This window comes from Vitreimonas sp. (assembly GCF_036392335.1).
Lineage (GTDB): Bacteria > Pseudomonadota > Alphaproteobacteria > Caulobacterales > Aquidulcibacteraceae > Vitreimonas.
The window spans coordinates 20708-43715 of record NZ_DASVYD010000055.1 but is presented as its reverse complement, the minus strand read 5'-3'; the positions used below and the strand labels follow the sequence as shown (position 1 = coordinate 43715).

The 23008-nt window shown below is 63.2% G+C and carries 23 protein-coding genes and 1 pseudogene; 14 read left to right on the top strand and 10 right to left on the bottom strand.

Annotated features, from left to right (window positions below; genetic code table 11):
• The 3 genes and pseudogenes from VF769_RS12780 to VF769_RS12770 all read right to left on the bottom strand — a co-directional run.
• A pseudogene (locus VF769_RS12780) lies at positions 1-217 on the bottom strand (cold-shock protein); the annotation flags it as partial.
• 211 nt (positions 218-428) lie between these two features.
• A complete protein-coding gene (locus VF769_RS12775) occupies positions 429-1046 on the bottom strand; it encodes a VUT family protein (RefSeq protein WP_331008799.1) in 618 nt (205 codons plus the stop codon).
• 280 nt (positions 1047-1326) lie between these two features.
• Positions 1327-2154 carry a 23S rRNA (adenine(2030)-N(6))-methyltransferase RlmJ gene (locus VF769_RS12770; protein ID WP_331008798.1) on the bottom strand — a complete coding sequence of 276 codons (828 nt, stop codon included), beginning with the start codon at positions 2152-2154 and terminating at the stop codon, positions 1327-1329.
• Positions 2155-2181: 27 nt separating this feature from the next.
• Here VF769_RS12770 and VF769_RS12765 point away from each other — a divergent pair, with 27 nt between their 5' ends.
• Entirely contained in the window at positions 2182-2565 is a 384-nt protein-coding gene (locus VF769_RS12765; RefSeq protein ID WP_331008797.1) for a VOC family protein, read from the top strand.
• 2 nt (positions 2566-2567) lie between these two features.
• Positions 2568-2840, top strand: coding sequence for a GNAT family N-acetyltransferase (locus VF769_RS12760; RefSeq protein WP_331008796.1), 273 nt, complete (start codon positions 2568-2570; stop codon positions 2838-2840).
• Between the two features lie 106 nt (positions 2841-2946).
• Here the strand turns inward: VF769_RS12760 and VF769_RS12755 are convergent, their stop codons facing one another.
• The gene (locus tag VF769_RS12755) at positions 2947-3606 is read right to left on the bottom strand and encodes a peroxiredoxin (protein ID WP_331008795.1); all 660 of its coding nucleotides are present in this window, start codon (positions 3604-3606) and stop codon (positions 2947-2949) included.
• A 149-nt stretch (positions 3607-3755) separates the two neighbouring features.
• On the opposite strand from VF769_RS12755, the gene VF769_RS12750 reads away from it, so the two are divergent.
• Complete coding sequence (locus VF769_RS12750; RefSeq protein WP_331008794.1) at positions 3756-4607, top strand: DUF4105 domain-containing protein; 852 nt, start codon at positions 3756-3758, stop codon at positions 4605-4607.
• 156 nt (positions 4608-4763) lie between these two features.
• On the opposite strand, the gene VF769_RS12745 is transcribed toward VF769_RS12750, so the two are convergent.
• Both VF769_RS12745 and VF769_RS12740 read right to left on the bottom strand, forming a co-directional pair.
• Positions 4764-5522 carry a pseudouridine synthase gene (locus tag VF769_RS12745; RefSeq protein WP_331008793.1) on the bottom strand — a complete coding sequence of 253 codons (759 nt, stop codon included), beginning with the start codon at positions 5520-5522 and terminating at the stop codon, positions 4764-4766.
• A 9-nt stretch (positions 5523-5531) separates the two neighbouring features.
• Positions 5532-6983, bottom strand: coding sequence for a tetratricopeptide repeat protein (locus tag VF769_RS12740; RefSeq protein WP_331008792.1), 1452 nt, complete (start codon positions 6981-6983; stop codon positions 5532-5534).
• A gap of 200 nt (positions 6984-7183) precedes the next feature.
• Between VF769_RS12740 and VF769_RS12735 the strand changes: the two genes are divergently transcribed.
• From VF769_RS12735 to VF769_RS12720, 4 genes are all read left to right on the top strand, one after another.
• Positions 7184-7543 (top strand): YciI family protein, encoded by a 360-nt coding sequence (locus VF769_RS12735; RefSeq protein WP_331008791.1) that lies wholly within the window; start codon positions 7184-7186, stop codon positions 7541-7543.
• A complete protein-coding gene (locus tag VF769_RS12730; protein WP_331008790.1) occupies positions 7544-8785 on the top strand; it encodes an RNA polymerase sigma factor in 1242 nt (413 codons plus the stop codon).
• A gap of 60 nt (positions 8786-8845) precedes the next feature.
• Complete coding sequence (locus VF769_RS12725) at positions 8846-9301, top strand: SRPBCC family protein (RefSeq protein WP_331008789.1); 456 nt, start codon at positions 8846-8848, stop codon at positions 9299-9301.
• A 114-nt stretch (positions 9302-9415) separates the two neighbouring features.
• Positions 9416-10021, top strand: a complete 606-nt coding sequence (locus VF769_RS12720) for an OmpW/AlkL family protein (RefSeq protein ID WP_331008788.1) — start codon at positions 9416-9418, stop codon at positions 10019-10021.
• A 169-nt stretch (positions 10022-10190) separates the two neighbouring features.
• On the opposite strand, the gene VF769_RS12715 is transcribed toward VF769_RS12720, so the two are convergent.
• Complete coding sequence (locus VF769_RS12715) at positions 10191-10808, bottom strand: hypothetical protein (RefSeq protein ID WP_331008787.1); 618 nt, start codon at positions 10806-10808, stop codon at positions 10191-10193.
• Positions 10809-11021: 213 nt separating this feature from the next.
• Here VF769_RS12715 and VF769_RS12710 point away from each other — a divergent pair, with 213 nt between their 5' ends.
• Positions 11022-11513: a hypothetical protein gene (locus VF769_RS12710; RefSeq protein ID WP_331008786.1), complete on the top strand. Its 492-nt coding sequence runs from the start codon at positions 11022-11024 to the stop codon at positions 11511-11513.
• A gap of 238 nt (positions 11514-11751) precedes the next feature.
• Here the strand turns inward: VF769_RS12710 and VF769_RS18460 are convergent, their stop codons facing one another.
• Positions 11752-12033, bottom strand: a complete 282-nt coding sequence (locus VF769_RS18460) for a demethoxyubiquinone hydroxylase family protein (protein WP_414731777.1) — start codon at positions 12031-12033, stop codon at positions 11752-11754.
• A 105-nt stretch (positions 12034-12138) separates the two neighbouring features.
• On the opposite strand from VF769_RS18460, the gene VF769_RS12705 reads away from it, so the two are divergent.
• Together VF769_RS12705 and VF769_RS12700 are read left to right on the top strand one after the other, a co-directional pair.
• Positions 12139-12780: a hypothetical protein gene (locus tag VF769_RS12705; protein ID WP_331008785.1), complete on the top strand. Its 642-nt coding sequence runs from the start codon at positions 12139-12141 to the stop codon at positions 12778-12780.
• Positions 12781-12919: 139 nt separating this feature from the next.
• Positions 12920-13594 (top strand): hypothetical protein, encoded by a 675-nt coding sequence (locus VF769_RS12700; RefSeq protein ID WP_331008784.1) that lies wholly within the window; start codon positions 12920-12922, stop codon positions 13592-13594.
• On the opposite strand, the gene uvrB is transcribed toward VF769_RS12700, so the two are convergent.
• Positions 13595-15907 (bottom strand): excinuclease ABC subunit UvrB, encoded by a 2313-nt coding sequence (gene uvrB, locus VF769_RS12695; RefSeq protein ID WP_331008783.1) that lies wholly within the window; start codon positions 15905-15907, stop codon positions 13595-13597.
• A gap of 128 nt (positions 15908-16035) precedes the next feature.
• On the opposite strand from uvrB, the gene VF769_RS12690 reads away from it, so the two are divergent.
• Positions 16036-17913, top strand: coding sequence for a sulfotransferase (locus VF769_RS12690; RefSeq protein ID WP_331008782.1), 1878 nt, complete (start codon positions 16036-16038; stop codon positions 17911-17913).
• Between the two features lie 3 nt (positions 17914-17916).
• Here VF769_RS12690 and VF769_RS12685 read toward each other — a convergent pair whose 3' ends face one another.
• Positions 17917-18447 carry a hypothetical protein gene (locus VF769_RS12685; RefSeq protein ID WP_331008781.1) on the bottom strand — a complete coding sequence of 177 codons (531 nt, stop codon included), beginning with the start codon at positions 18445-18447 and terminating at the stop codon, positions 17917-17919.
• Positions 18448-18886: 439 nt separating this feature from the next.
• On the opposite strand from VF769_RS12685, the gene VF769_RS12680 reads away from it, so the two are divergent.
• The 3 genes from VF769_RS12680 (at position 18887) to rpsG (ending at position 22988) form a co-directional block, all read left to right on the top strand.
• Positions 18887-21859, top strand: coding sequence for a TonB-dependent receptor domain-containing protein (locus VF769_RS12680; RefSeq protein WP_331008780.1), 2973 nt, complete (start codon positions 18887-18889; stop codon positions 21857-21859).
• 274 nt (positions 21860-22133) lie between these two features.
• Positions 22134-22505 carry a 30S ribosomal protein S12 gene (gene rpsL / locus VF769_RS12675; RefSeq protein ID WP_094747702.1) on the top strand — a complete coding sequence of 124 codons (372 nt, stop codon included), beginning with the start codon at positions 22134-22136 and terminating at the stop codon, positions 22503-22505.
• A gap of 12 nt (positions 22506-22517) precedes the next feature.
• Positions 22518-22988, top strand: coding sequence for a 30S ribosomal protein S7 (gene rpsG / locus VF769_RS12670; RefSeq protein WP_331008779.1), 471 nt, complete (start codon positions 22518-22520; stop codon positions 22986-22988).
• Positions 22989-23008 lie beyond the last annotated feature (20 nt).

Here is a 23008-nt window from a genome sequence, read left to right as displayed (position 1 = left end):
CACCACGATAGCCGCCGCCACCGCCGCCGCCGCGATAGCCACCGCCACCGCCGCCGCCATAGCCGCCGCCACCGCCGTATCCGCCACCGCCGCCGAAGCCGCCGCCGCTTTCACCACCAAATTCCGGCGTCGCGTCACGTTCACGACCGCGGCCGCCGCGTTTGTCCTTCTTGCGATCGTTGTCGTTGTCGTCGCCAAAATCGTCGTCGAAACTCATTTCCACTTTCCTGAATTAAACACCGTGGCGCACGCCAACGGTCATGCGCACGCAAGGGCGTCCGCACGGTACCGCGAATTTCAGCTTTGTTGGGGGAAAGAAAACTTGCCGCACGCTGCGGAACTTCGCACCTTCGCCGGGCTCTTCCGGCTTTTCACGTACTGAGCTTATGCTGGAGGGCCTTGGGCTAGGCAAGCGGCAAAGTATGAGTTTACGCCGGATTCATCTCGTTTGCGGCGGTTTTGCGCTCTTGCGCTGCAACAATCTGCGACACGACCCAGGCCCCCAGCAGCTTTGAGACGATGCCGGTGAGCACCGTGCCCCAGGCGAAAATGTCGGGCACGACGAACGACGCCAGCCAAATGAACACGACCTGATCCAGCGGCGCAGAGGCGAGGCTGGAGATCATGATGCGCTGCGAAAGCGGACGCTTGGAGAAAGTGTACACCGCCCAATCCACGGTTTCGCTGACCAGAAAGGCCAAACCGCTTGCCACCACGATCGTGATCCACGAGGTGAGCGTGGACAGGACCAGGCCGACGAGCATCGCCCCCCAGACCCAGTGCTTGAGTTCGCGCTGAGTGAAATCGCGGACGACCAGAACCAAGCCGGTGACAATGGCCAAAGGCTGAAACGCGCCGCCGCCGAGATCGTCCGGGATCGGAAAGGTCGGCACCGCCGCGAACGACCAATTGATCAGCGGCATCAGCCCGACATAGAGCGCCGTCCAACGTCGACCGGCGAAAAAGAACGCCGCCATGGTCGCCAGCACGATCGGCACGGCAATGTGCGGCTGCTGCAGGAAAAGGAAGATCTCGGTGGCGTTCATCAGCGCGGAGCCTGCCCGAAGCCGGCCCGCTTCGTCCAGCGTGACCAAAGGCACAGAGCCCAGGCGCCGACGCTGTTAGCTTTATTTCATCGCAAGGACGCGATCGCCGAAACCAATTGGGGGAGCACGCAGATGACGAAGTTCTATAGCCTGATCGCCGCCGCCGCCGTGTTCGTCCCGGTCGCGATGGCCACCCTCAACCAAGCCGCGATGATCGTCTCCTGATTTAGGTAGAGACACTCGTGGCGAGGGGGAAAGGGCGCGGAGCGATCCGCGCCCTTTAACTTGTGATGAGGCGCCACCCGCTTTGGCCTTTGGTGAGCGCGTCGGCGAGGAAGGGCAGCGCCTGGCGCAGTGCTTCTTCCAGGCCGTAGGGCGGGTTGATGAGAAAAATACTCGAGCCGACCAGCTTACCTTCAGCTGTGACCGCCGCCGTCCAAAGATCAGCACGCAAAGTTTCGCGGGCGCCATGCGCGTGGATTTCGGCGTCGGCCGCATGGAGCGCGCTTTCGCTCTTCATCGGCCGCCACCAAAGGTAAGAGCCGTGCCCGAAGCGCTTCAGCGCGCGCGTGATCGCTTGCGCGGAGGTCGCCAACTCATCCGGTTTCTCATAGGGCGGATCGATCACGACGAGGCCGCGCTTCTGTGCGGGCGGCAACAGCGCGCCCAGCGCCTCATATCCATCGCGCGCGTGCAGCTGCACGTTGGGCGCGCGCGGCAAGGATCGGCGCAGCGCGGCATATTCTTCGGGATGCAATTCGCAGGCGGCCAAGGCGTCGTCCGGCCGCATCGCGGTCGTGATCAGCGCCGGGGAGCCAGGATAGGTGCGCAACACGCCGTCAGCATTGAAGCTGCGGACCGCCTCAAGGTAGCGCGCAATCAGCGGCGGCGGTTCGGGCCAATCCCACAGCCGGCCGACGCCATCGCGCCATTCGGGGCTGCGCTCGGCCTCCTCGGACGCGAGATCGTAGAGCCCGCGCCCGGCATGGGTGTCCAGCACCGCGAACGGCGTCGGCTTGCGCTTCAGCGCATCGAGGCAGAAGAGCAGGGCGGCGTGTTTCAAAACGTCGGCGTGGTTGCCCACGTGGAAGGCATGGCGATAATTCACGCCATCGACTTAGCCGGAGGCGAGGCAATGGCAAAGGTGTTGGGCGTCGGCGGCGTGTTCTTCAAATCGCGCGACGGCGAAGCGGTGCGGGAATGGTACAGCCGCGTGCTCGGCATGGAATTTTCCGATTGGGGTGGGGCGCTGTTCCTGCCGCAGACCGCCGCTGCGCATCCCGGGGCGGCCACTGTGTTCAGTTCGTTCAAGCACGACACCGATTATTTCGCGCCGTCGGACAAAGAATTCATGTTCAACCTGATGGTCGACGATCTCGACGCTGTATTGGCGCGCGCCAAGGCCGAGGGCGTGGAGCCCGTGAAACTCTTCCCCGACGAGGCCAACGGCAAATTCGCGCACATCATGGATTTGGAAGGCCGTAAGATTGAGTTGTGGCAGCCAAAGCCTATGTCATGAGCATGAGCAATTTTCGCGATAATGCCGATCGCCGCCGTTACGAACTCGACGCGCCGGAGGGCGAGTCATTCGCCGACTACCGCGACGCGAACGGCGTCCGGCAAATCCTTCACGTCGAAACCGCGCCGGAAGCGCAAGGTCGTGGCTACGCCGCGAACTTGATGGACGGCATCGTCGCAGACGCGCGCGCGAACGGGCGAAAGATCACGCCGTTCTGCTCCTATGCGCGCGCTTATTTCGCGCGGAACAAGAACGCGGAAGACGTTCTCGGGTAGCAAGCTTCGGACCGCCGGCTTCCAGCCGGCATTCGGTATCTCAACTAGCGCTCAGTGTGCAGGTTGAACCTAAGTGCCGGCTGGAAGCCGGCGGTCCGAAAGCCTTCTACTTCGGCTGCGGCACCACGCGCAGATAGGGCTTCAATGTGGTCCAGCCGTTCGGGAAGCGCGTCTTGGCTTCGTCGTCCGAAACGGCCGGGACGATGATCACGTCTTCGCCGTTCTTCCAATTCACTGGCGTCGCCACTTTGTGGTTGGCGGTGAGCTGGATCGATTCCACCAGACGCAGCACTTCATCGAAATTGCGGCCCGACGACATCGGATAGATCAGCATCGCCTTGATCAACTTGTCGGGGCCGATGATAAACACCGTGCGCACCGTCGCGTTCGTCGCCGCGGTGCGGCCGTCGGACGTCCCGTCCGTATCCGCTGGCAGCATGTCGTACAGTTTCGCGACATTGAGGTCGTGATCCCCGATCATCGGGTATTGGACATCGCCGCCGGTGACCTCCTTGATGTCGCCGCGCCAGCGCTCGTGGTTCTCGACCGGATCAACGGAAAGGCCGATGATCTTGACGTTACGCTTTTCAAACTCCGGCGCGAGCTTGGCGAGATAGCCGAGTTCGGTCGTGCAGACAGGTGTGAAATCTTTCGGGTGCGAGAAGAGAATGCCGTAGCTGTCGCCCAGCCATTCATGGAATTTGATCCGGCCCTTGGTGGTTTCCGCTTCGAAATCCGGGGCTTTGTCGCCGATACGCAGCGCCATATTGGGTCTCCTAAATGTTTGCTTGGCCGCGAGATAGCACTTGAGCTGCGGCCCCGCCACACAAGATGGGCTTCTCGTGGGCGCGAACAATATAGCGGCGCTTAACGAAGGCTGCGGCATAGACTAAAGCGAGTGCGGCGGAGGGCGATTTGAAGGCTTTGTTTGCTTGGTTTGGCGCGCATCCGTTGCGCCCGGCTTTGGTCTCGATCGTCGCCATTCTGGTGTTGGGCTCGGCCGCCGCGATCAGTGGCCCGGCGCGCGCGGACCGCAATTGGTATCCGTATCTTGGCCGTGATGTGAGCATCGAGCTGAACCAAGGCGCGTTCTCCGTCTCGCCGGTGAGCGATTGGCGTTATTTGGGCGCAGAAGTCGCCGAGGAGCGCTATTTCGATGCGTCATTCAACGTCGCGGATCTGCGCAATGTCTGGTTTGTGCTGGAGCCGCAGCCAGGCTCGACGCTGGCGGCGCACACGCTGCTGCTGTTCGAGTTCAGCGACGACCGCATCATAGGTTTGACCATCGAGGCCCGCCGCGAAACGCATGAGGATTACGATGCGCTCGCCGGCGTCTTCAACGCGTTCGAGTTGGCCTATGTCTGGGGCACGGCCCGGGATTTTCTGACGCGTCGGGCCGTTATGCTGGATCACGAAGTGTTCGTGTATCCGGTTGCGATCAGCGACGAACAGAAGCTAGTTCTGCTCACGCGTCTGATCGAACGCACCGACGCGCTGGAGCGCACGCCGCGCTATTACAATACGATCTTCTCGAACTGCACCAACGAACTCGCGAAGGCCGCCGGCTTCGATTGGGCGCCAGCCTTCATCCTTACGGGGCGCTCGGATGAATATCTCTACGATCGGCGTATCCTGCCCGGCGCGACATTTGCGGAATCCCATCGGCGCTCGGACATGACCGAATTCATCCAAGCGCTAAACTATGCGCCGCCGGAGGTCTTCGACGCCGCATTGCTGGCGGAACTGCGCCGCCGCAATGGGATATGATCATTTCTGGTGGTTGATCGCCGTGACCAAACCAAGAATGGCCAAGAATGTCGCCATAGCGCCGACAACGAACCAAACGAACCAGTGCATGCCTCTCTCCCAAACGTGCGGGGAGGCTAAAAAGCGGCGCGCCGCCTCGCTTTGATCGGGATCAAATTATTTGCTGGCGCGGATCATGGCGGCGCGTTCAGCCTCGGTCAGGGCGCGCCATCTGCCTTCCGGCAGGTCGCCGATTTTGAGCGGGCCGATACGGATGCGGTAGAGGTCGGTCACGTCGAGATCGACCAGTTCGCACATGCGCCGGATCTGCCGGTTGCGGCCTTCGATCAATGTGAAGCGCAAACGCTGCGGCTCGATCTGTTCGACCTTGGCGGGCTTCAACGTACGGCCATCGAGCGAAAGGCCGTGCCGCAGCAATGCAAGCTTGCGATCATTGATCGGGCCAGAGACGCGGACCAGGTATTCCTTGTCGAGCTTCGAGTCCGGCCCGATCACGGCCTTGGCGAGCACCCCGTCCTCGCTCAGCAGAAGCAGGCCGCGTGAATCTTGGTCGAGCCGACCGAGCGGAGGCAGGCTTGTGGTCTTGGTGGGCAATGCCTCGGCTTTGCCGATCAGATTGGCTTTCGTCAGCAAACGCGCGGCAGGGATCTGCTCACCCTCGGGCTGAGCCGAGACCACGCCGACCGGCTTGTTGATCACCGCGCTGATCTTCGGCGTGGCTTGCGCCGCGCCGACTTCGAGCTTCTGCCCTGGCAGAATCTTGCGGCCTGGATCCTCGACCCGCTCGCCATCGATCCGCACTTGGCCTTTGGCGATCAATTCCTCGGCTTCGCGCCTCGAGCAGACGCCCTCGGCTGCGAGCCATTTATTGACGCGCTGCGGCTCCGCGCCCGAATAGGTTTTCGACCAGCTCACGCCGCTTTGTTAGCGGCAGGTCGCACTGGCTTGCAACGCGCGCAGGCGCTGCACCGCCAGAGGCTGGATACGCAATTCGTCGCGCATGCAGGCCAAGCTCTGATAAAGCACGATTGCGCGCGCCCGCTCCTCGGGCGAACCGCTGCGCAGCATATCGGCCAGATTGAACATGGACGGCGCATGGTTCTCGCGCGCCGCCATTTCATAGAGCGCCTTGGCGCGGCCCTCGTTGCGCGGCACGCCGATGCCGTCGCGATAGAGTGTCGCCAGCATGTGCTGGGCGTCGGTTTGGCCCTGGGTGACGGCTTGTTCCAGGAAGGGCAAAGCCGCCGTCGGGTCGCGCGGACCGGCCGGGCTGTCACGCAGCCAGCGCGCGTAAAAGAATTGGCCGCGCGCATCGCCGCGTTCGGCGGCGGCGAGGAAGAGCCGCCCAGCTTCGGCTTGCGCTTCGATCGCGCTGCTGCCGGCGAGCACTTGCGCGTAGTCGATTTGCGCATTGGTCCAGCCCAAGCGCGAGGCCTCGGCGAGGCGTTCCCGTGCAACCGCTTCACTCAAGCCCGCATGCGGCGCTGCGCGGCGCAGCACCCAGGAATAGTAGAGCCCGGCTGGCTGATTTTGCGCGGCTGACGCGTCGCAGAATTCGCGGGCGGCCGTGGGGCTTGGCAGGAAGCCTTCGGCGCCGGCGAGGTGGCCCAAGCACGCGAGCGCTTGCGCGACCGGTTCGCCGCGCTCGGCGCCGGATTTGATTTCGCGCGCGCTCTCCGCATCGATCCGCGCCGCCGTATCGCGCCAAGCTTCGGTTTGCAGACGTGCCGCCGCGAAGCGCGCCGCTTCAGCAGGGGGCGCTGTCGCGATTTCCGGACGCGGCGCCGGCGCTGAAGTCGGGGCGGCGTCGGCCATGGCGGTCATGAATTGAAAATCGCCGTTGCGGATCGCGTTGATCAATCGCCCGGCGCCGAAGCCGACGACGAAAAGCGCGACAAGCGCGATGCCCAAAGTCGCCAAGCCGCCGGACTTCTTCTCTGGCGTCTTGAGCAACAGCGCGCCGCGCGCCGCCGCGAGCGCGGCCGGCATGGCGGCGGGATCGGCTTTGGTGGGCGAGAGCTTGTCGAGTTCGACGATCAGGGCGCCGAAGCGCTCCTTGAAAATCGTGCGATCACCGCGCGCCAGATCGATGCGGGGCGCGGCATGGAAAAGGGCGGGGGTCGCGTCCTTCTTGAGTTCGGCGTTGATCAGCTTCTTGCGATCGAGCGCCATCGTTACCGCGGCGGTCAGCCATACCGGGGCCGGTTCGGCCGACCAAAGCGTGACGACGCATTTGGCCGCTTCGACCTTGGCGGCGATTTCGGCCTCTGGTGGGGGCGCCGCATCGGCCTTGAAGCCGAGGGCGCAGAGCACTTCGGCAAGGCCGCGCGCTCGCGCGTCTTCGCCCGGCGCCGCCGCAATCCAAACCTCCGCCATCTGTTCCTCGCGCGACCATCTCAAGCGAAACGAGGCCCGCGCCGTCAAGCGCCGGAATGGAACATTGCTGTGTCTTAAGCTATTGCCCGCGTTGCGGATTGTCGGCCGTCGCATTTCCCGAGGCGTGGCTGGGAAATTGTTGGCGCGCCTGTCGGCGTTTGGCCTAGTCGTTCGTCCTTGTTGGTATGAGGCCCTATCCGATGAAATACGCGCTCCTTTGCTACAATGACGAAGCCGCCGTCTTTTCCTGGACCAAGGAAGAAGACGACGCGGTGATGGCGCGCCTCAACGTGGTGCACGAGAAATGGGAGAAGGCCGGTAAGCTGAAGCCGTCCATTCGTCTGCTGCCGACCAGCGCCGCGACGACGCTGCGTAAGAAGGACAATGAAGTGCTCGATGGCCCGTACGCGGAGACCAAGGAGCAATTGTTGGGCTTCTACATCATCGAGGTCGAGAGCCTGGAAGAGGGGCTCCAGTTCGCGCGCGAGCTGACGGCGGCCAATCCCGGCGGCGCGTATGAGCTGCGGCCGATCATGATCTATAACGAAGGCGCCCGCTAGGTGAGCGACCTCGCCTGGATTGACGCTGCGCTGGTTTCGGCGCGGCCCCAGGCGGTGGCGGCGCTGCTGCGCTATTTCCGCGATCTCGATCTGGCCGAGGAAGCGTTTCAAGACGCCTGCCTGCGCGCGCTGAAAAATTGGCCCACGAACGGCCCGCCGCGCGACGCCGCCGCTTGGCTGATCATGGTGGGCCGTAACGCCGCGATTGACGTAACGCGGCGACGGGCGAAACAGACTTCGTTGCCGGATGAGGAGGCGCTTTCCGATCTGAGTGACGTCGAAGACGTCGCTGTGCAAAGGTTGGATGAAGCCGATTATCGTGACGATGTTTTGCGTCTCCTGTTCATCTGCTGCCACCCCGATTTGCCGGCGACGCAGCAAGTGGCGCTGGCGTTGCGCATCGTATCTGGCCTGAGCGTGCCGCAGATCGCGCGGGCGTTCCTGGTCGGCGAAAGCGCCATGGAGCAGCGCATTACACGGGCGAAGGCGAAGGTCGCCGGCGCTGGCGTGCCGTTCGAAGCGCCGGGCGCGGTGGAGCGGGCGGAGCGTTTGGGTGCGGTGATGGCGATGGTCTATCTCGTGTTCAACGAGGGCTATTCCGCCGCCGATCCCGCGAGTGATCGCGCCTCCTTGTGTGATGAGGCCATTCGGCTGGGGCGTCTGCTTTTGCGGATGTATCCTTCCGAGCCAGAGTTGATGGGCCTATTGGCGTTGATGCTGTTGCAGCATTCGCGTTTGGCGGCGCGCTTTGATGCCGCGGGCAATCCCATTTTGCTCGACGATCAAGACCGCGGCTTGTGGAAACGCGCGCCGATCCAAGAGGGTTTAGCGCTGATCGATAAAGCGATGCGCGCGCGCAAACCGGGGCCGTATCAAATTCAAGCGGCGATTGCGGGGCTGCATGCGGTCGCCGATACGCCTGCTGAGACCGATTGGGCCGAGATCGATGCGCTCTATGCGGCGCTCGAACAGCATAGTCCGTCTCCGGTGGTGACGCTCAATCGCGCGGTGGCGGTGTCGAAATTGCGCGGGCCGGAAGCGGCGCTCGCCATGATCGAGCCGCTGGCGGCGCGGTTGGACAAGTATTTTTACTTTCACGGCATGCGCGGCGCGATGCTGAAAGAACTGGGCCGCGCCAAGGAAGCGCGCGAAGCCTTCAATCAAGCGATCGCGCTGGCGAACAGTCCGGCGGAAGCAGCGCATATTCGCCAACATCTGGATGCGCTCGCGCAGGAAAACTGAGCCCGCCTGTCGGGTCTGGTCACGCGCGTTCGTTCTAGATTCAGTCAACAGGAGACAATCATGTCGAACTACGAACTGGCGATTGAATTGGAACTCGATGCCCCGGCCGAAAAGCTGTTCCGCTGCTATGCCGAGCCGAAGCTGCTGCAACAATGGTTCGCGCCGAAGCCTTGGACGATCAAAAGCGTCGACAATGATTTTCGCCCGGGCGGCCGCACCTCGTTTGTGATGGTCTCGCCCGAAGGCGAGGAATACCCGAACGCCGGGCTCTATCTCGAGATCGTGCCGAACAAGAAGATCGTCACCACGGACGCCGTCACGCCGGACTTCAAACCGTCGGGGCCATTCATGATCGCGGAGATCAATTTCGAAGATCTCGGCAATGGCAAAACCAGATACCGCGCCATCGCCCGGCATTGGACGGAGGAGACGATGAAGCAGCACGCCGAAATGGGCTTTGAACCGGGCTGGACCCAAACGGCGCGGCAAATGGAGGATTTGGCGAAGACGCTTTAACCCTCGCGCAAGAAAGCCGCGACCTTCTGTCCTGTGCGGGCGTTGATCGCGATCAAATCGCATTGGTGACGCCAGCGTCATTGTGGCCCCGCTGTGAAAGCACAGGGGTATTCCATGATGAAGTTTGGGGCGGCCGCAGTAGCGGCCTTCGCGGCGATGGCGCTGGCGACACCTGCCAATGCGGGCATTCTCGACAATTTCCAGATCAAGGTCGGCGTTTCGGGCGTTCTGCCGGATGAGAGCGGTGACCCCATTCCGGTCGACATTTCCGATGAATGGGTGCCTTCGGCGCAGATCGAATATTTCTTCAACGATCACGTCTCGGCGGAATTGCTCTGCTGCGTCGCGACGCATGATGTGACGGCGAACGACGGCGCGATTGATCTCGGCGAAGTTTCGCACTTCCCGCCGACGGTGACGCTCAAATATCGCTGGACTGATTTCGGCGCGTTCGAACCCTATGTGGGCGCCGGCGTGAATTTCACCACCTTCTACGACAGCAACCCGCCGGATGGCCTCTCGGTCGAATATGACGACTCGTTTGGTCCGGCTCTGCAGGCGGGCGTCGATTATCGCGTCGACGACCATTGGTTCGTGAATTTCGACGTGCGCCGCATCTGGATCAACACGGACGTGACGATCTCGGGCGCGATCAACGCGACGGATGAAGTCGATATCGACCCGTGGGTGGTCTCGACCTCGATCGGCTACCGCTTCTGAACCTTCACGGGGTGTGGGCGAGTCCTCTCCCTTCACGCACTGACCTACATCTCATCAGAAGCGAATTGGGGACGCGCGGCGAAGTTTCGGCTTCGTCGCGCGTAGCCTTTTGGGCATGCGCCGGCGCCCCGCTTCCGCGGGTGGGGCAGGTGCGGCGCTCGGCGCGCGGCTAGCTGGAATTGTTGAACGCTGGGCATGCGCCGGCCGCTCTTGCGAGTTCTTCAAAATCATCCGGACCGACGAGATATTCGGCGCCGGGCGGGGCGCGCAGCGCCGGCGCGAGGCGGTGCGGCGTCGCGTGCAGGCGCGCGGCGAGGCGTTGGGCGTAGGGCGCGGGATTGTTGAACACGCGCAGCAGCGCTTCGTAGCGTTCGGCCAAGGGCCAAGCGCTGTGAAAGCGCGGGATGTGCGCCGGCGGCGGCGCCCGGCGCGGGCCGGGCGGGTTTGGCGCGCGATCGGTGAACACGCGGAAACTCACGCGCCAGGTCTCTGGCGCTTCAGCTTGGTAATAGCGCAATTTGCGCACGCGTTTGCGTTGCGGGCGCAGCAGCGCGCGTGTGTTCGGCTTTGGATAGGCGCTGGCTTCGATGATGAGCAGACGCCGCATCAAGGCTTCGCCGGCGCGCAGCCACGGGATCAGGATCGCGTAGGCGCGACGCGTCAGCGTGTGCTGCTCGGCCAAATGCGCGGGCGTGCCGAACAGATTGTAGAGCAGATCAAGAAAGCTCGCCGCGATGCGCCACAGCGCCAGCGGCGCGGTGCGGATGGGGGCGGGTGCGTCTGACATGACGCGCATTATGCGGGGTGTGGGAGAGGGGTTGGATAGATTTTTTTGCACTTCTTTGAACCCTCTCCCGCTGCGCGGAAACACGCCGAACCCCTCCCAAAAGAGGAGAGGGTTTTCTGAGGGCGAAGCCGATCTTCTCGGCGCCAGGGCTTGAGGCCGCGCAATGCGGGTGAAGCCAAACCGGCGCGGCATGGCGCGAGAGGAGGAAAGCCGATGCGGTCGATGATGCGATGCATGGTGTTGGCGGTTGCGGGCGTGCTGTTGGCCGGCTGCGCTTCGCTCGGCGCGGCGCCGCCCGCGCCGCAACAGAGCGCGCGGCTCTTGTACCAGATCGAAGTGAGCGCGCCGGGCACGCGCAGCCAGGGCTGGCGCGGCGTGCTCTATGGCGAGGACGGCGCGCCCATCGCGCTCGCGCCTGGGGCGCGGATCGAGACCATGGCCGGCGCATTCGTCGGCGTCGCTTGTCCCTATGCCTGGAGCACGTGCGGCGCGATCGAGACGCGCATGCATGCGTGGATGCAAAGCCACGATCACAACATCAATATGCGCGAACGCTGGACGTATCGTCTGCAAGCGCGCGGCGACGCCGTGCACGGCGAGCTGCTGCGCGATGGCGTTGCGCTGACCAACGGCGACGAAGTGCTGACGCCGATGGGCCTGTACCGCCGCACGGAGTCGGGGTGGCGGCATGTGAGTGGGGGGTAGGGCGCCGGGACGCGCTGGTTCTTGGAGACCCCTCTCCCGCAGTGCGGGACGGCAGGGTGAGGGGCCGGCTCCGTCGTGAGAGATTGGGCGCTCCCAGTCGTTCGCTCGCGTTCGTTCTGAAACGCTTGCGCTCCACCCTCACCCAACCCTCTCCCTCCCAAAGGAGGGAGAGGGCTTTTTGAGCTAGCGCAGGGCTAATGCGGCGCGTGCGTTCCCCCTCTCCCTTGCGGAGAGGGGGTTAGGGGGTGAGGGGCGTGAAGCTGCCGCGATGCTGCGCGACCGGGCTGCGCGAACTTGCCAAGTGCGCGCTCGTGTTTGCGCCCCTCATCCCCCGGCCCCTTCTCCGCAAGGGAGAAGGGGAGTCCGCGCGTGCGTCTTCGTGCGACAGCGTCTCGCTCAGCCACGGGACGAGATCAGGATGGCGCTTGCGCGCCTGCGCCAGCTGCGCCGCATAGATCGCCACCGCGCCATGCTCGCCAGCGTGGTTCACGCGCAGGATGCGGGGGATGAGGCGGGGCATTTGTGGTGTGGGTAGCGGACTGACCATCTGAAGCGCGATCGTAAACGCCCGTCGACGCCGATGGCAACTTAGGGTAGTGGGGTTTGAGCTTTGGGGGGATCGCGGATGTGTTGGCCATTGCCGGACGGATGGGAAATTCACTGGGATCTTTGGGTTGAAGTGATCGGGCACATTGCCTGGCCGTTCGTAGCGCTCATTGCAGCATTGCTTTTTGTCGGACCAGTGCGCCGCCTTGTTGAGCGTGCGAATAAATTCAGCGCTGGGGGGATATCCTTCGAGGCTCAGGCGCTGACTGCGAAGGTGGAAGCTATTGATGACCAGCCAGAGTCGGCCCCGACATCAGAAGCTGCGCAAGACGCGGCGCAAGACCTTCCGACTTCGGCGGAGGTCATCACAACAAACCAGAGAAGGCTTGAGCCAGGCTGGGACTCGATCGTTCAGCGCCTGCAAGAGGCCTTTAGGCTAATCGAGGAGCAAAGGCCTGATCGGTTGCCACAGCTGGCGCGAACCTACTTCCGTCAGCGAAAATACGTGCTTTGCTGGAATCAGCTTGTACTAAATGGATGGATTAGCTTCGAGTTGCGAGACGTGCTCAAGTCTCTCTACGAATTGCGTGAGAAGGCCGCGGTCGGACAGCTTGGCGAAGACTCCGTCGATATCTTCAATCGAAACGCTGACAAATCCGCGCTGAGCATCCTCAACGCCGTTCGGTATAGATTGCGCGAGCCTGTTGCCGTGCGCACCTAGCAACGCACGGAGCTGCCCTGCGGCCCGACCGCTTCGGACCACCTTTCCCGCTCGCGGGGGAGCTGCGTCGTCTGGTGTGTGTCGTTAGGCTCGACGTCAGCGACATCGATTCGGATAGGCCTTCGGGGAGGGTATTGCGATGGACGGCCAAGCAGCGTTGCTTTGGGCGCAGGTCGCGACGGCGGCAGCGACCGCAATTGCCACCATTGGTCTCGTCGTCTTCACCTGGATGCTCGCAGAACGCACGTCGCAGCCGCACGTCGTGGCGACGCTCGAAGCCAACCAATGGTCGATGATACATATTGACTTGATCTTGGCGAACACAGGGAACGCCGTGGCGTACGATGTTCAACTTGTCTTTGAACCACCATTGGCGTCCGAAGAGTTGGAGCGACGCAAGAGGGCGACGCCGCTTGCGGAGCTTGCACTCTTAAAACCCGGTCAGTCGTTCGCGAGTTTTGTCGGCGAGTATCAATCGTTCAAAGGCGTCGAGTATCAGATAAAGATAATGTGGCGCCGGGCTCCTGGCCGGGGCCGTGTTGAAACGAACGAGTATAAATTCCGCATTGATCAATTCGCGGATGTAACGCAGCTGGGTGAGGCAAGGCCGGACGTCCAAATCGCGAAAGAGATTAAGAAGATTCGCGAGGAATGGGGGCGCGTGGCATCTGGCTTTAAGAAGCTTGAAGTGAATATTCACAGCTCGCAGGATCGGGACGCAGATCGTCGGAAGCGTGACGAATTTTATCGCGAGAAACGTGAAGCATCTTCGGCATCGGAAAAGACTAACCCCGATGCAAGTTCCGAAGACTAGCTAGGGCCCCTTCCTCCGTCGTCCGCGATACGGCGCTTTGCCTTTTCGCACCGTGGTCGCCGTCGCACGATCGCCGTCGCGCGCTTCGCGGACGGCGTCGTTGGCGGCGGCGCTGATGGCGCTCTGTCGCGCCAACGGATCGTCGGCGATGAGGAGTTCGGTGGTTTGGAGTTTCTTGATTTCGTCGCGGAGGCGCGCGGCGGTTTCGAATTCCAAGTCGGCGGCGGCGTCCTTCATCTGCTTTTCTAGGTCGGCGATGTAGCTCTTGATGTTGTGGCCGATGAAGGGGGTGGTGTCTTCGCGGGCGCCTTTGCCGCGTTCTTTGAGGCCGGCGCCGCGCTTGAAGGACATGGGATCGCGCGGGTCGATGGTCAGGGAATCCTTTTCATAGACGCTGTCGAGGATGTCCTTGATGTGGCTCTTGATGCTTTGCGGCGTGATGCCGTGTTCGAGATTGTAGGCGGCTTGTTTCTCGCGGCGGCGCGCGGTTTCGGCCATCGCGCGCTCCATCGAGCCGGTGATCTTGTCCGCGTAGAGGATGACCTTGCCGTCGATATTGCGGGCGGCGCGGCCGATGGTTTGCACCAGTGAGGTCTCGCTGCGCAGGAAGCCTTCCTTGTCGGCGTCGAGAATGGCGACGAGGCCGCATTCGGGAATGTCGAGACCTTCGCGCAAGAGGTTGATGCCGACCAGCACGTCGAAGGCGCCGAGGCGCAGATCGCGGATGATTTCGATGCGCTCGACCGTGTCGATGTCGGAGTGCATGTAGCGCACGCGTACGCCTTGCTCGTGCATGTATTCGGTCAAATCCTCGGCCATGCGCTTGGTGAGCACGGTGACGAGGGAGCGGAGATCTTTCTTCGCCGCTTCCTTCACTTCGGCGATGACGTCATCGACTTGGCTGTGCCCATGCGCTTGCACCGGGCGCACTTCGACCGGTGGATCGATCAGGCCGGTGGGGCGGATGACTTGTTCGGCGAAGACGCCGCCGGTGCGCTCGAGCTCCCAGCCGCCCGGCGTGGCCGAGACGTGGATGCTTTGCGGGCGCATCGCGTCCCATTCCTCGAATTTGAGCGGACGATTGTCCATGCATGAGGGCAGGCGGAAGCCGTAATCGGAGAGCGTTTTCTTGCGGTTGAAGTCGCCGCGATACATGCCGCCGATTTGCGGAATGGTGACGTGGCTTTCGTCGGTGAAGACGAGGGCGTTGTCGGGGATGTATTCGAACATGGTCGGCGGCGGCTCGCCGGGTTTGCGGCCGGTGAGATAGCGGCTGTAATTCTCGATGCCGGCGCAGGAGCCGGTGGCGAGCATCATCTCCATGTCGAAATTCACGCGCTGTTCGAGGCGCTGGGCTTCGAGCAATTTGCCTTCGGCTTTGAATTGCGCGAGGCGGCCGTCGAGTTCGAGTTTGATCTGCTCGACCGCCTGTTGCAGCGTCATTTTTGGCGTGACGTAGTGCGAGTTGGCGTAGACTTTGACGGCGGGGAGGGAGCCGGTCTTGCGGCCGGTGAGGGGATCGAATTCGTCGATGGCTTCGAGTTCGTCGCCGAAGAACGAGAAGCGCCAGCAGCGATCGTCCAAGTGCGCGGGCCAGAGTTCGACGGTGTCGCCGCGCACGCGGAACATGCCGCGCGCGAAGCCAGCTTCGTTGCGCTTGTAATGGGTGGCGACGAGATTGCGGATCAGCTCCTGGCTGTCGATCATGTCGCCGGCTTTCACCGTGAACGTCATGCTGGTGTAGGTCTCGACCGAGCCGATGCCGTAAATGCAGGAGACGGAGGCGACGATGATGACGTCGTCGCGTTCGAGGATCGCGCGCGTCGCGGCGTGGCGCATGCGGTCGATCTGTTCGTTGATGTTGGATTCTTTTTCGATGTAGGTGTCGGTGCGCGGCACATAGGCTTCGGGCTGGTAATAGTCGTAATACGAGACGAAATACTCGACCGCGTTTTCCGGGAAGAATTGTTTGAACTCGCCATAGAGCTGGGCGGCGAGGGTTTTGTTCGGCGCGAGGATGAGCGCGGGGCGCTGCACCGTCTCGATCACCTTGGCCATGGTGAAGGTTTTGCCGGAGCCGGTGACGCCGAGCAGGACTTGGTCCTGGTCGTTGCGCTGCAGGCCTTCGACCAGTTCGGCGATGGCGGTGGGCTGATCGCCGGCGGGCTCGTAATCGCTGACCAGCTTGAATCGCTTGCCGCCTTCGAGCTTTTCCCACGCGCGCGCGGGACGATGCGGCATCCACATCGCGGCGTTGGTGTCAAAGGTGGCGGACGCCTCGGCGACGCCGGGCGGTTTGGGGGAACGGGCCATGAACCGTGAAGATAGGGTGCGGCTGGGGCGTGCGCCAGCTTTGCCGCATAGGGCGCATGGAGCGCGCGCTTGCGTGGCCGAAGTGGCAGGCGCTACACGGGCGGCGTGCTGCAGAGGTTGCTAAGTTTATGAAATTGGCCGCGCGTTTTGTTCAGCTGCCGGTTCAGTTCGATGCTGAACGCTTGGCGCGGGAGATCAACGCGCTGCCGGAAAGCGCTTGGCGCGCGCACCCGCAGGGCTTCGCCGGCAATGATTTCCTGCCGCTGATCGCCGCCCATGGCGAACCGGCCAATGAATCCTTCTCCGAGCCGATGCGGCCGACGCCGCATCTGGAACATTGCCCCTATCTGATCGACACGCTGAAGACGATCGGCGCGTCGCTGGGGCGGACGCGGCTGATGCGGCTGTCGGGCCATGCCGAAGTCACGGTGCATTTCGATGCGCACTATTATTGGCGCGAGCGCATGCGCGTGCACGTGCCGATCATCACCCAGCCGACGGTGCGCTTCATTTGCGGCGACGAAGAAGTGAACATGAAGCCCGGCGAGTGCTGGATCTTCGACACGTGGGCCAAGCACCGGGTGATCAATGACGCGGTGCAATCGCGCGTGCATTTGGTGGCGGATACGGTCGGCGGCGAGGGCTTCTGGGACTTGGCCGTGCGCGGGCGCAATCCGCGGCTGCCGACGCCGCCGGGCTGGAGCGCGCCGGTGGTGGCGCCGTTTGGCGCGCGGGTCTCGGACCTGGATTACGAGCGCATGAACGTGCCCAAGGTGATGACGCCGTGGGAGGTGCGCGACAATATCAATTTCCTGCTCGGCGAGGCGCTGCCGAACCAGCCGGCCTTGGCGGCCACGGCGCAAGTGGCGGGACAGTTCGCGCATACTTGGCGCGGGCTTTGGTCGACCTATGGCGAGAGCGCCGACGGGTTGCCGCGCTATCGCCGGGCGCTGGAAGAATTCGCACGCAAGCTGCAGCAAGTCCGCGCCGATACGGTGAAGCTGCCGAACGACGGCGATCTGTTCATGTTGATGCGGGCGCAGATTATCAGCATCGCGCTCGCGGGTTCCGGGCGGCCTGATCTGGGCGGCGAGCGCCGTGATGGCGGCGCGCAGAACCCAGCGCCGAACGCCGTGCCGATGCCGGCGGTGTCGACGCAAGCGGCGCACGATCCGGAGTTTGATCGCCCGGTATTCATCGTCAATCCGCCGCGCTCGGGCTCATCGCTGCTGTTCGAGACCATGATCGCCGCGCCGGAATTGTTCACGATCGGCGGCGAGAGTCACAGTCTGATCGAAGGCATTCCTGCGTTGAGCTTGGGCGCCAAGCAGGGCGCTTCGAACCGATTGGATCGCAACGACGCCACGCCTGAGACGGTGCGGGAATTGCGGCGGCGCTTCATGGCGGCGCTGCGCGATCGCAATGGTCAGCGCCCGGCGCCGGGCGCGCGCGTGCGCATGCTGGAGAAGACGCCGAAGAATTCTTTGCGCGTGCCGTTCCTGGCGGCGGCGTTTCCGGAGGCGCGCTTCGTCTATCTGCACCGCGATCCGCGCGAAGTGTTCGCTTCGATGATGGAAGGCTGGGAATCGGGACGTTTCCGCACCTATCCGAACTTGCCGGGCTGGGAAGGCGAGCTGCCCTGGTCGTTCTTGCTGACGCCGGGCTGGCGTGATCTGGCAAGGCTGCCGCTGAACGAACGGGTGGCGTCGCAATGGGCGACGACGACGCAAATCCTGCTGGACGATCTTGAGGCGCTGCCGCGCGAGCGCTGGATGGTGTCGCGCTATGATGCGCTGCTGGCTGATCCCAACGCGGAAGTGCGCCACATCTGCGAGACCATGGATTTGCGCTGGGACGTGACGCTCGGCGCGCAGCTGCCGCTGTCCTCGCACACGGTGTCGAGGCCGCGCGCAGAGAAATGGCGCGATCGCGAAGCGCAAATTACAGCAGTTCTGCCGCGCGTGGCGCCGCTGATCGATCGCGTGAGCCGCTTGGCGGCGCGTTAGGCGCTATTCCTCGCGGCGTACGCGATGCGCCGGACCGCCGCGCGAACCGACCAGCATGAAGCTGCCCATGGCCGCGCGGCGCACGGTGACCGTATCGCCGGCGCGGACGTTGGAGGGGCTGCGGATTTCAGACTGGGTCCAGGTCTGGCCGTTGGTCATCTCGAAGCGCGCGCGACCGTAGGCGTCTCGCGCAACGCGTTCGATCTGCATCTGGATATTATCGACCTCTTCGCGCTGCTCGTCGCGCACGCGCGGCAGGATGCCGGAGAGGCTGGGGAGCGAGAAACCGAAGGATTCACGCTCGATGGTGGCGACCTGTTCACGGTCGACCGAGACGATGCGGCCTTCGCGCTCTTCCTGGGCCAAGCGGCCGACGGCGGAATCGTAGCAGGCGAGGCGCTCTTGATTGTCCGCGACATTGGCGCAGCCATAGACGCGGCTAAGTGCTTCAGGCGTGCCAGCGGCGGGGGGCGTTTGAGCTAAAGCCGTGCCGCAAAACAGAAAAACGACGATACCCGCAAGCCAACGCATCATGGAATACACTCCCGCTCGACGTTTGGGTTACAGCCAAGACGTGGCTTTGAGAAGGCGCAGGGTGTGTGGTGGCAGCGGGATGCCTCCTGCGGGAGAGTTCCCACGTCCGCCTGACACGTAAACGACACACCTCTTGTTCATCCGCCGCAAACTTGGGCATGTTCCCCGTCTGTTCGTCGATTCATCTCCTAATCATGTTTGACCCGGGCCAAATTGTGTCGTTAGCGTTGCCCCAGCAAGGCGGGGAGCTTGTGCATCGTGTCATCACGATGGCGGGCCCAGGGTAGCCTGCAGCTATGGGGGTTCATTACCAATGGCATCAAATAAGTCTCAAAATGGTACGCGCCGTTCGCTTTGGATGGGTGCGTCCGTGCTTGCTGCTACGGCAGCGGCGCTGACGGCCACTCCGACGTACGCGCAAGACGAAGATAACGAAATCGTGGTCACCGGCACGCGCATCCGCCAGCCGAACCTCGAATCGCCTGTTCCGGTTCAAACGTTGAACTCGGAAGTGCTCGACCTGTCGGGCTCCAACAATGCGCAAGACGTCCTGCGTGAACTGCCGGTGTCCGGTATTCCGGCCATTTCGAGCACGAACTCGGTGTTCTCGACTCAATTCGCCGGCATCAACACCGTCGACCTGCGTAACCTCGGCGAAAACCGCAACCTGGTCCTGTTGAACGGCCGTCGTTTCGTCGGCGGCGTCGCCGCTTCGAACATCGTCGACTTCAACATGCTCCCGACCGAACTGATCGAGCGCGTGGACGTGATCACCGGCGGCGCCTCGGCGGTGTACGGCTCTGACGCCCTCGCCGGCGTCATCAACGTCGTGACCCGTTCGGACTTCGAAGGTCTGGTGGTGAACCTGCGCGGCGGCATCAGCGAGCGCGAAGACTTCGAAAACTACGGCGCGAGCTTCACGCTGGGTTCGAACTTCGACGGCGGCCGCGGCAACGCGGTTCTGAACGCGTCGTGGGGCAACGAGGGCGGCATTTACGCCACCCACCGTGGCGACCAAGGCATGGGCATCGACTGCTTCGCCACTGGCGGCCCCCCCGGGAACAACGTCGCGCCGCAATTCTGCCCGGCCTATAGCTCGTTCTCCGCGAATACCCGCCTGATCGTGGCCGACGGCCCGGTCAGCCCCGTCAACCGGATTTACAATCCGGACACCGACGCGGTCGAAACGTTCTCAACGCCGGTGCATGGCTTTAACCGCTCGGCTCGCCGTAACCTCGCCATTCCGCTGGAACGCTTCTCGTTCCAAACGCTGGTGAATTACGACGTGGCGCCGTGGGCCAACGTGTTCGCGGAAGCCGTCTATGGCCGCACCGAATCGGCTTCGGACATCGAGCCGTTCGCCATGGGCACCGCCGACATCTTCCCGTCGGAAGTCTTCTGCGACAGCGCGGCTCTCGATTCCGATAACGATGGCGACATTCTTGAGTGCCACAACGGCGTCCAACTCTCGAACCCGCTGATTCCGGAAGCCGTCCGCGTCGCCGCCCGCCTGCGTCCGGGCAACGCCGGCCGTTCGGATGACGATATCCGTATCGGCTTCGCGCGCCGTCTGACGGAAGTCGGCAACCGCGGCGCCTCCGCGGAACGTGAAACCTTCCGCTTGCTGACGGGCGTTCGCGGCGACGTGAACGAAGACGTCCGCTTCGAAGTCGCGCTGAACTATGCGCGCACCTCGGACACGCAGTTCGGCAGCGGCCAGATCATCGCGCAAAACGTGCGCTATGCTCTTGACGCGATCGACCTGGACGGCGACCCGCTCACGACCGACGACATCGTTTGCCGCGATGAAGCCGCCCGTGCCGAAGGCTGCGTCCCGCTCGACCTGTTCAACGGCCCGGGCACGATCACCGACGAGATGCTCAACTGGATTGACGGCGTGACCCTGCGTCAGGCCTTCAACGAGCAGACCTACGCGATCGGCTTCTTGGAAGGTGATTTCTCGCTCGGCTTCCTGCCGGACAACATCGCTTGGGTCATCGGCGCCGAGACGCGCGTTGAATCGGCCAAGGACATCACCGACGCGCTGACCCGCACGGGTCAGAACGCTGGTAACGTCGCTGGCTCCACGAGCGGCCGCTTCCGCGTCGGCGAGTTCTTCGGTGAAGCTCAGATCCCGTTGCTGCGTGATCTGCCGTTCGCTCAAGACCTCACGCTGAACCTCTCGGCGCGTACCTCGAACTACGAACGTGCGGGCTCCGAGCTTCAAACGGACGCGTACGCGGCGAGCCTCGAGTACGAACCGGTTGACGGCCTGCGCTTCCGTACGCAGTTCGCCCGCGCCGTGCGCGCGCCGAACGTCGGCGAGTTGTTCGGACCTCCGGGCGAAACCTTCGCTGTGGTCGGCGACCCGTGCTCGGGTCTGACCCTCGATGGCGGTATTCCGGCGTTCTACAACATCCGCGAAGACGTGGCTGATCCGACGAACGTGACTTCGAGCGGCATCGACGCCTCGACGGTTGGTTCGCAAGAAGCGATCAATTGCTACGCCGACCCGCTGATCCAGCAACGCGTCACCCTCACGGGCGGCTTGGTGCTGTCGCAGCCGGAAGTGCAAGGCGTCGGCGGCTTCGTCGGCGGCGGCAGCTTGGGTCTGTTCGAAGAAACCGCCGATACGTTCACGGCCGGCTTTGTTCTGCGCTCGCCGCTGAGCAATCCGTGGCTGAGCGGCTTGACGGTTTCGGTCGACTATTACGACATCGAGATCACGGACGGCATCGGTTCGCTGGGTCGCCAGACCTCGCTTGACCGCTGCTACGAAGATGCCGCGTCCTACGATCCGGCCAGCGCCTTCTGCCAAAACGTCGTGCGCTTCGACTCCGGTCCGTTCATTGGTGCGGTCGACCAGGTCAACTCGAACCTGCAAAACCTCGCAACGATCTGGACGTCGGGTGTCGACTACCAGGCCCAGTACAACCTCAACTTCGCGGATGCGGGTATCCTCCAGGGCACCTTCCTCTCGGAAGGCGAGATCCAACTGGCGGCCAACTACACGCACTTGGCGGAATGGGAGCGTGAGGCGTTCGCGGGCGACCCGATCCAAAGCTTCCGTGACACCGTTGGTGTCCCGGGCGACAAGGGCACGGTTCGCTTCACGTACCGCCAAGGCCCTGTGACCTGGGCGTGGAACGCGGCCTATATCGGCGAAGTGGACGTGTTCGGCGAAAGCTCGGGCTATTACATCCCGACGCAGTGGTTCCACAGCACCCAGGTCCGTCTGACCTTCAACGAATCTCACGAAGTGTTCTTCGGCGTGAACAACATCTTCGACGAGTACGTTCCGGTCGGCGGCACCAACGGCGACTTCGGTCAGACCGTGGGTTGGACCACGTTCCCGGACATCTACGACGGTATCGGCCGTCGCTTCACCGCCGGCACCCGCCTGCGCTTCTAAGCGACAGTCAAAACGTAGAAAATAAACTGGCGGCGGGCTCTCGGGCCCGCCGCTTTATTTTTGGCCGATCTTTGCCAGTGCAGAGCGCGTATCTGGCTTGACGGGTAGGCCTCGGCTCCGTATTTGTCCGGCCTCATTCGGAACGGCTGCGGTCCCGAACTTCACGCACCGCCCCGCCGATTGGCTTTATCTAAGGCGCGCCACCTGGCGGTTCCCGAAAAAGGGCCCGCTTGGCGCGCTGTTCGAGTTTGAAAGTACGGAACGGAAGAGGCGAATGCCGACGATTAATCAGCTGATCCGCAAGCCGCGGTCCCCGAAGCCGGTGCGGAATAAGTCGCCGGCCCTGAAGGCCAGCCCGCAGCGTCGCGGCGTCTGCACGCGCGTCTACACCACGACCCCGAAGAAGCCGAACTCGGCGCTGCGTAAGGTCGCCAAAGTCCGTCTCACCACCGGCATCGAAGCCGTGTGCTACATCCCGGGCGAAGGCCACAATCTGCAAGAACACTCGGTCGTGCTCATCCGCGGCGGCCGCGTGAAGGACTTGCCGGGCGTTCGCTATCACATCCTGCGCGGCGTGCTCGACACGCAAGGCGTGAAGGACCGGAAGAAGCGCCGCTCGCTCTATGGCGCGAAACGACCGAAGTAAGGAAGAGATCAGATGTCCCGCCGTCACCGCGCCGAGCCGCGCGAAGTTCTGCCCGATCCCGTTTATGGCGATCTCGTTCTGACCAAGTTCATGAACTACGTCATGTACGAGGGCAAAAAGTCCGCTGCCGAGCAGATCGTCTATGGCGCGCTCGAGACCGTCGAGAAGAAGATGAAGCGCCCCTCGATCGAGGCGTTCCATGACGCGCTGGCCAATGTCGCGCCGGCGATCGAAGTGCGCTCGCGCCGCGTCGGCGGCGCCACGTATCAGGTGCCGGTGGAAGTCCGCCCGGAACGCCGCCAAGCGCTGGCGATCCGCTGGCTCGTGGGCGCCGCGCGCGCCCGCAACGAGAACACGATGCAGGAGCGCCTCGCCGGCGAACTCATCGACGCCTCGAACAATCGCGGCAACGCGGTGAAGAAGCGCGAAGACACGCACCGGATGGCGGAAGCCAACCGCGCCTTCTCGCACTATCGCTGGTAATCAGCTCAATCGCCGGCGTG

Coding starts and splice junctions, on each gene's coding strand:
- VF769_RS18460 (WP_414731777.1), bottom strand. CDS start 12,033: ATGCCCCGCCTCATCCCCCGCATCCTGCGCGTGAACCACGCTGGCGAG.
- rpsL (WP_094747702.1), top strand. CDS start 22,134: ATGCCGACGATTAATCAGCTGATCCGCAAGCCGCGGTCCCCGAAGCCG.
- uvrB (WP_331008783.1), bottom strand. CDS start 15,907: ATGGCCCGTTCCCCCAAACCGCCCGGCGTCGCCGAGGCGTCCGCCACC.
- VF769_RS12690 (WP_331008782.1), top strand. CDS start 16,036: ATGAAATTGGCCGCGCGTTTTGTTCAGCTGCCGGTTCAGTTCGATGCT.
- rpsG (WP_331008779.1), top strand. CDS start 22,518: ATGTCCCGCCGTCACCGCGCCGAGCCGCGCGAAGTTCTGCCCGATCCC.
- VF769_RS12740 (WP_331008792.1), bottom strand. CDS start 6,983: ATGGCGGAGGTTTGGATTGCGGCGGCGCCGGGCGAAGACGCGCGAGCG.
- VF769_RS12725 (WP_331008789.1), top strand. CDS start 8,846: ATGTCGAACTACGAACTGGCGATTGAATTGGAACTCGATGCCCCGGCC.
- VF769_RS12710 (WP_331008786.1), top strand. CDS start 11,022: ATGCGGTCGATGATGCGATGCATGGTGTTGGCGGTTGCGGGCGTGCTG.
- VF769_RS12765 (WP_331008797.1), top strand. CDS start 2,182: ATGGCAAAGGTGTTGGGCGTCGGCGGCGTGTTCTTCAAATCGCGCGAC.
- VF769_RS12735 (WP_331008791.1), top strand. CDS start 7,184: ATGAAATACGCGCTCCTTTGCTACAATGACGAAGCCGCCGTCTTTTCC.
- VF769_RS12720 (WP_331008788.1), top strand. CDS start 9,416: ATGATGAAGTTTGGGGCGGCCGCAGTAGCGGCCTTCGCGGCGATGGCG.
- VF769_RS12775 (WP_331008799.1), bottom strand. CDS start 1,046: ATGAACGCCACCGAGATCTTCCTTTTCCTGCAGCAGCCGCACATTGCC.
- VF769_RS12755 (WP_331008795.1), bottom strand. CDS start 3,606: ATGGCGCTGCGTATCGGCGACAAAGCCCCGGATTTCGAAGCGGAAACC.
- VF769_RS12700 (WP_331008784.1), top strand. CDS start 12,920: ATGGACGGCCAAGCAGCGTTGCTTTGGGCGCAGGTCGCGACGGCGGCA.
- VF769_RS12760 (WP_331008796.1), top strand. CDS start 2,568: ATGAGCAATTTTCGCGATAATGCCGATCGCCGCCGTTACGAACTCGAC.
- VF769_RS12685 (WP_331008781.1), bottom strand. CDS start 18,447: ATGATGCGTTGGCTTGCGGGTATCGTCGTTTTTCTGTTTTGCGGCACG.
- VF769_RS12705 (WP_331008785.1), top strand. CDS start 12,139: ATGTGTTGGCCATTGCCGGACGGATGGGAAATTCACTGGGATCTTTGG.
- VF769_RS12715 (WP_331008787.1), bottom strand. CDS start 10,808: ATGTCAGACGCACCCGCCCCCATCCGCACCGCGCCGCTGGCGCTGTGG.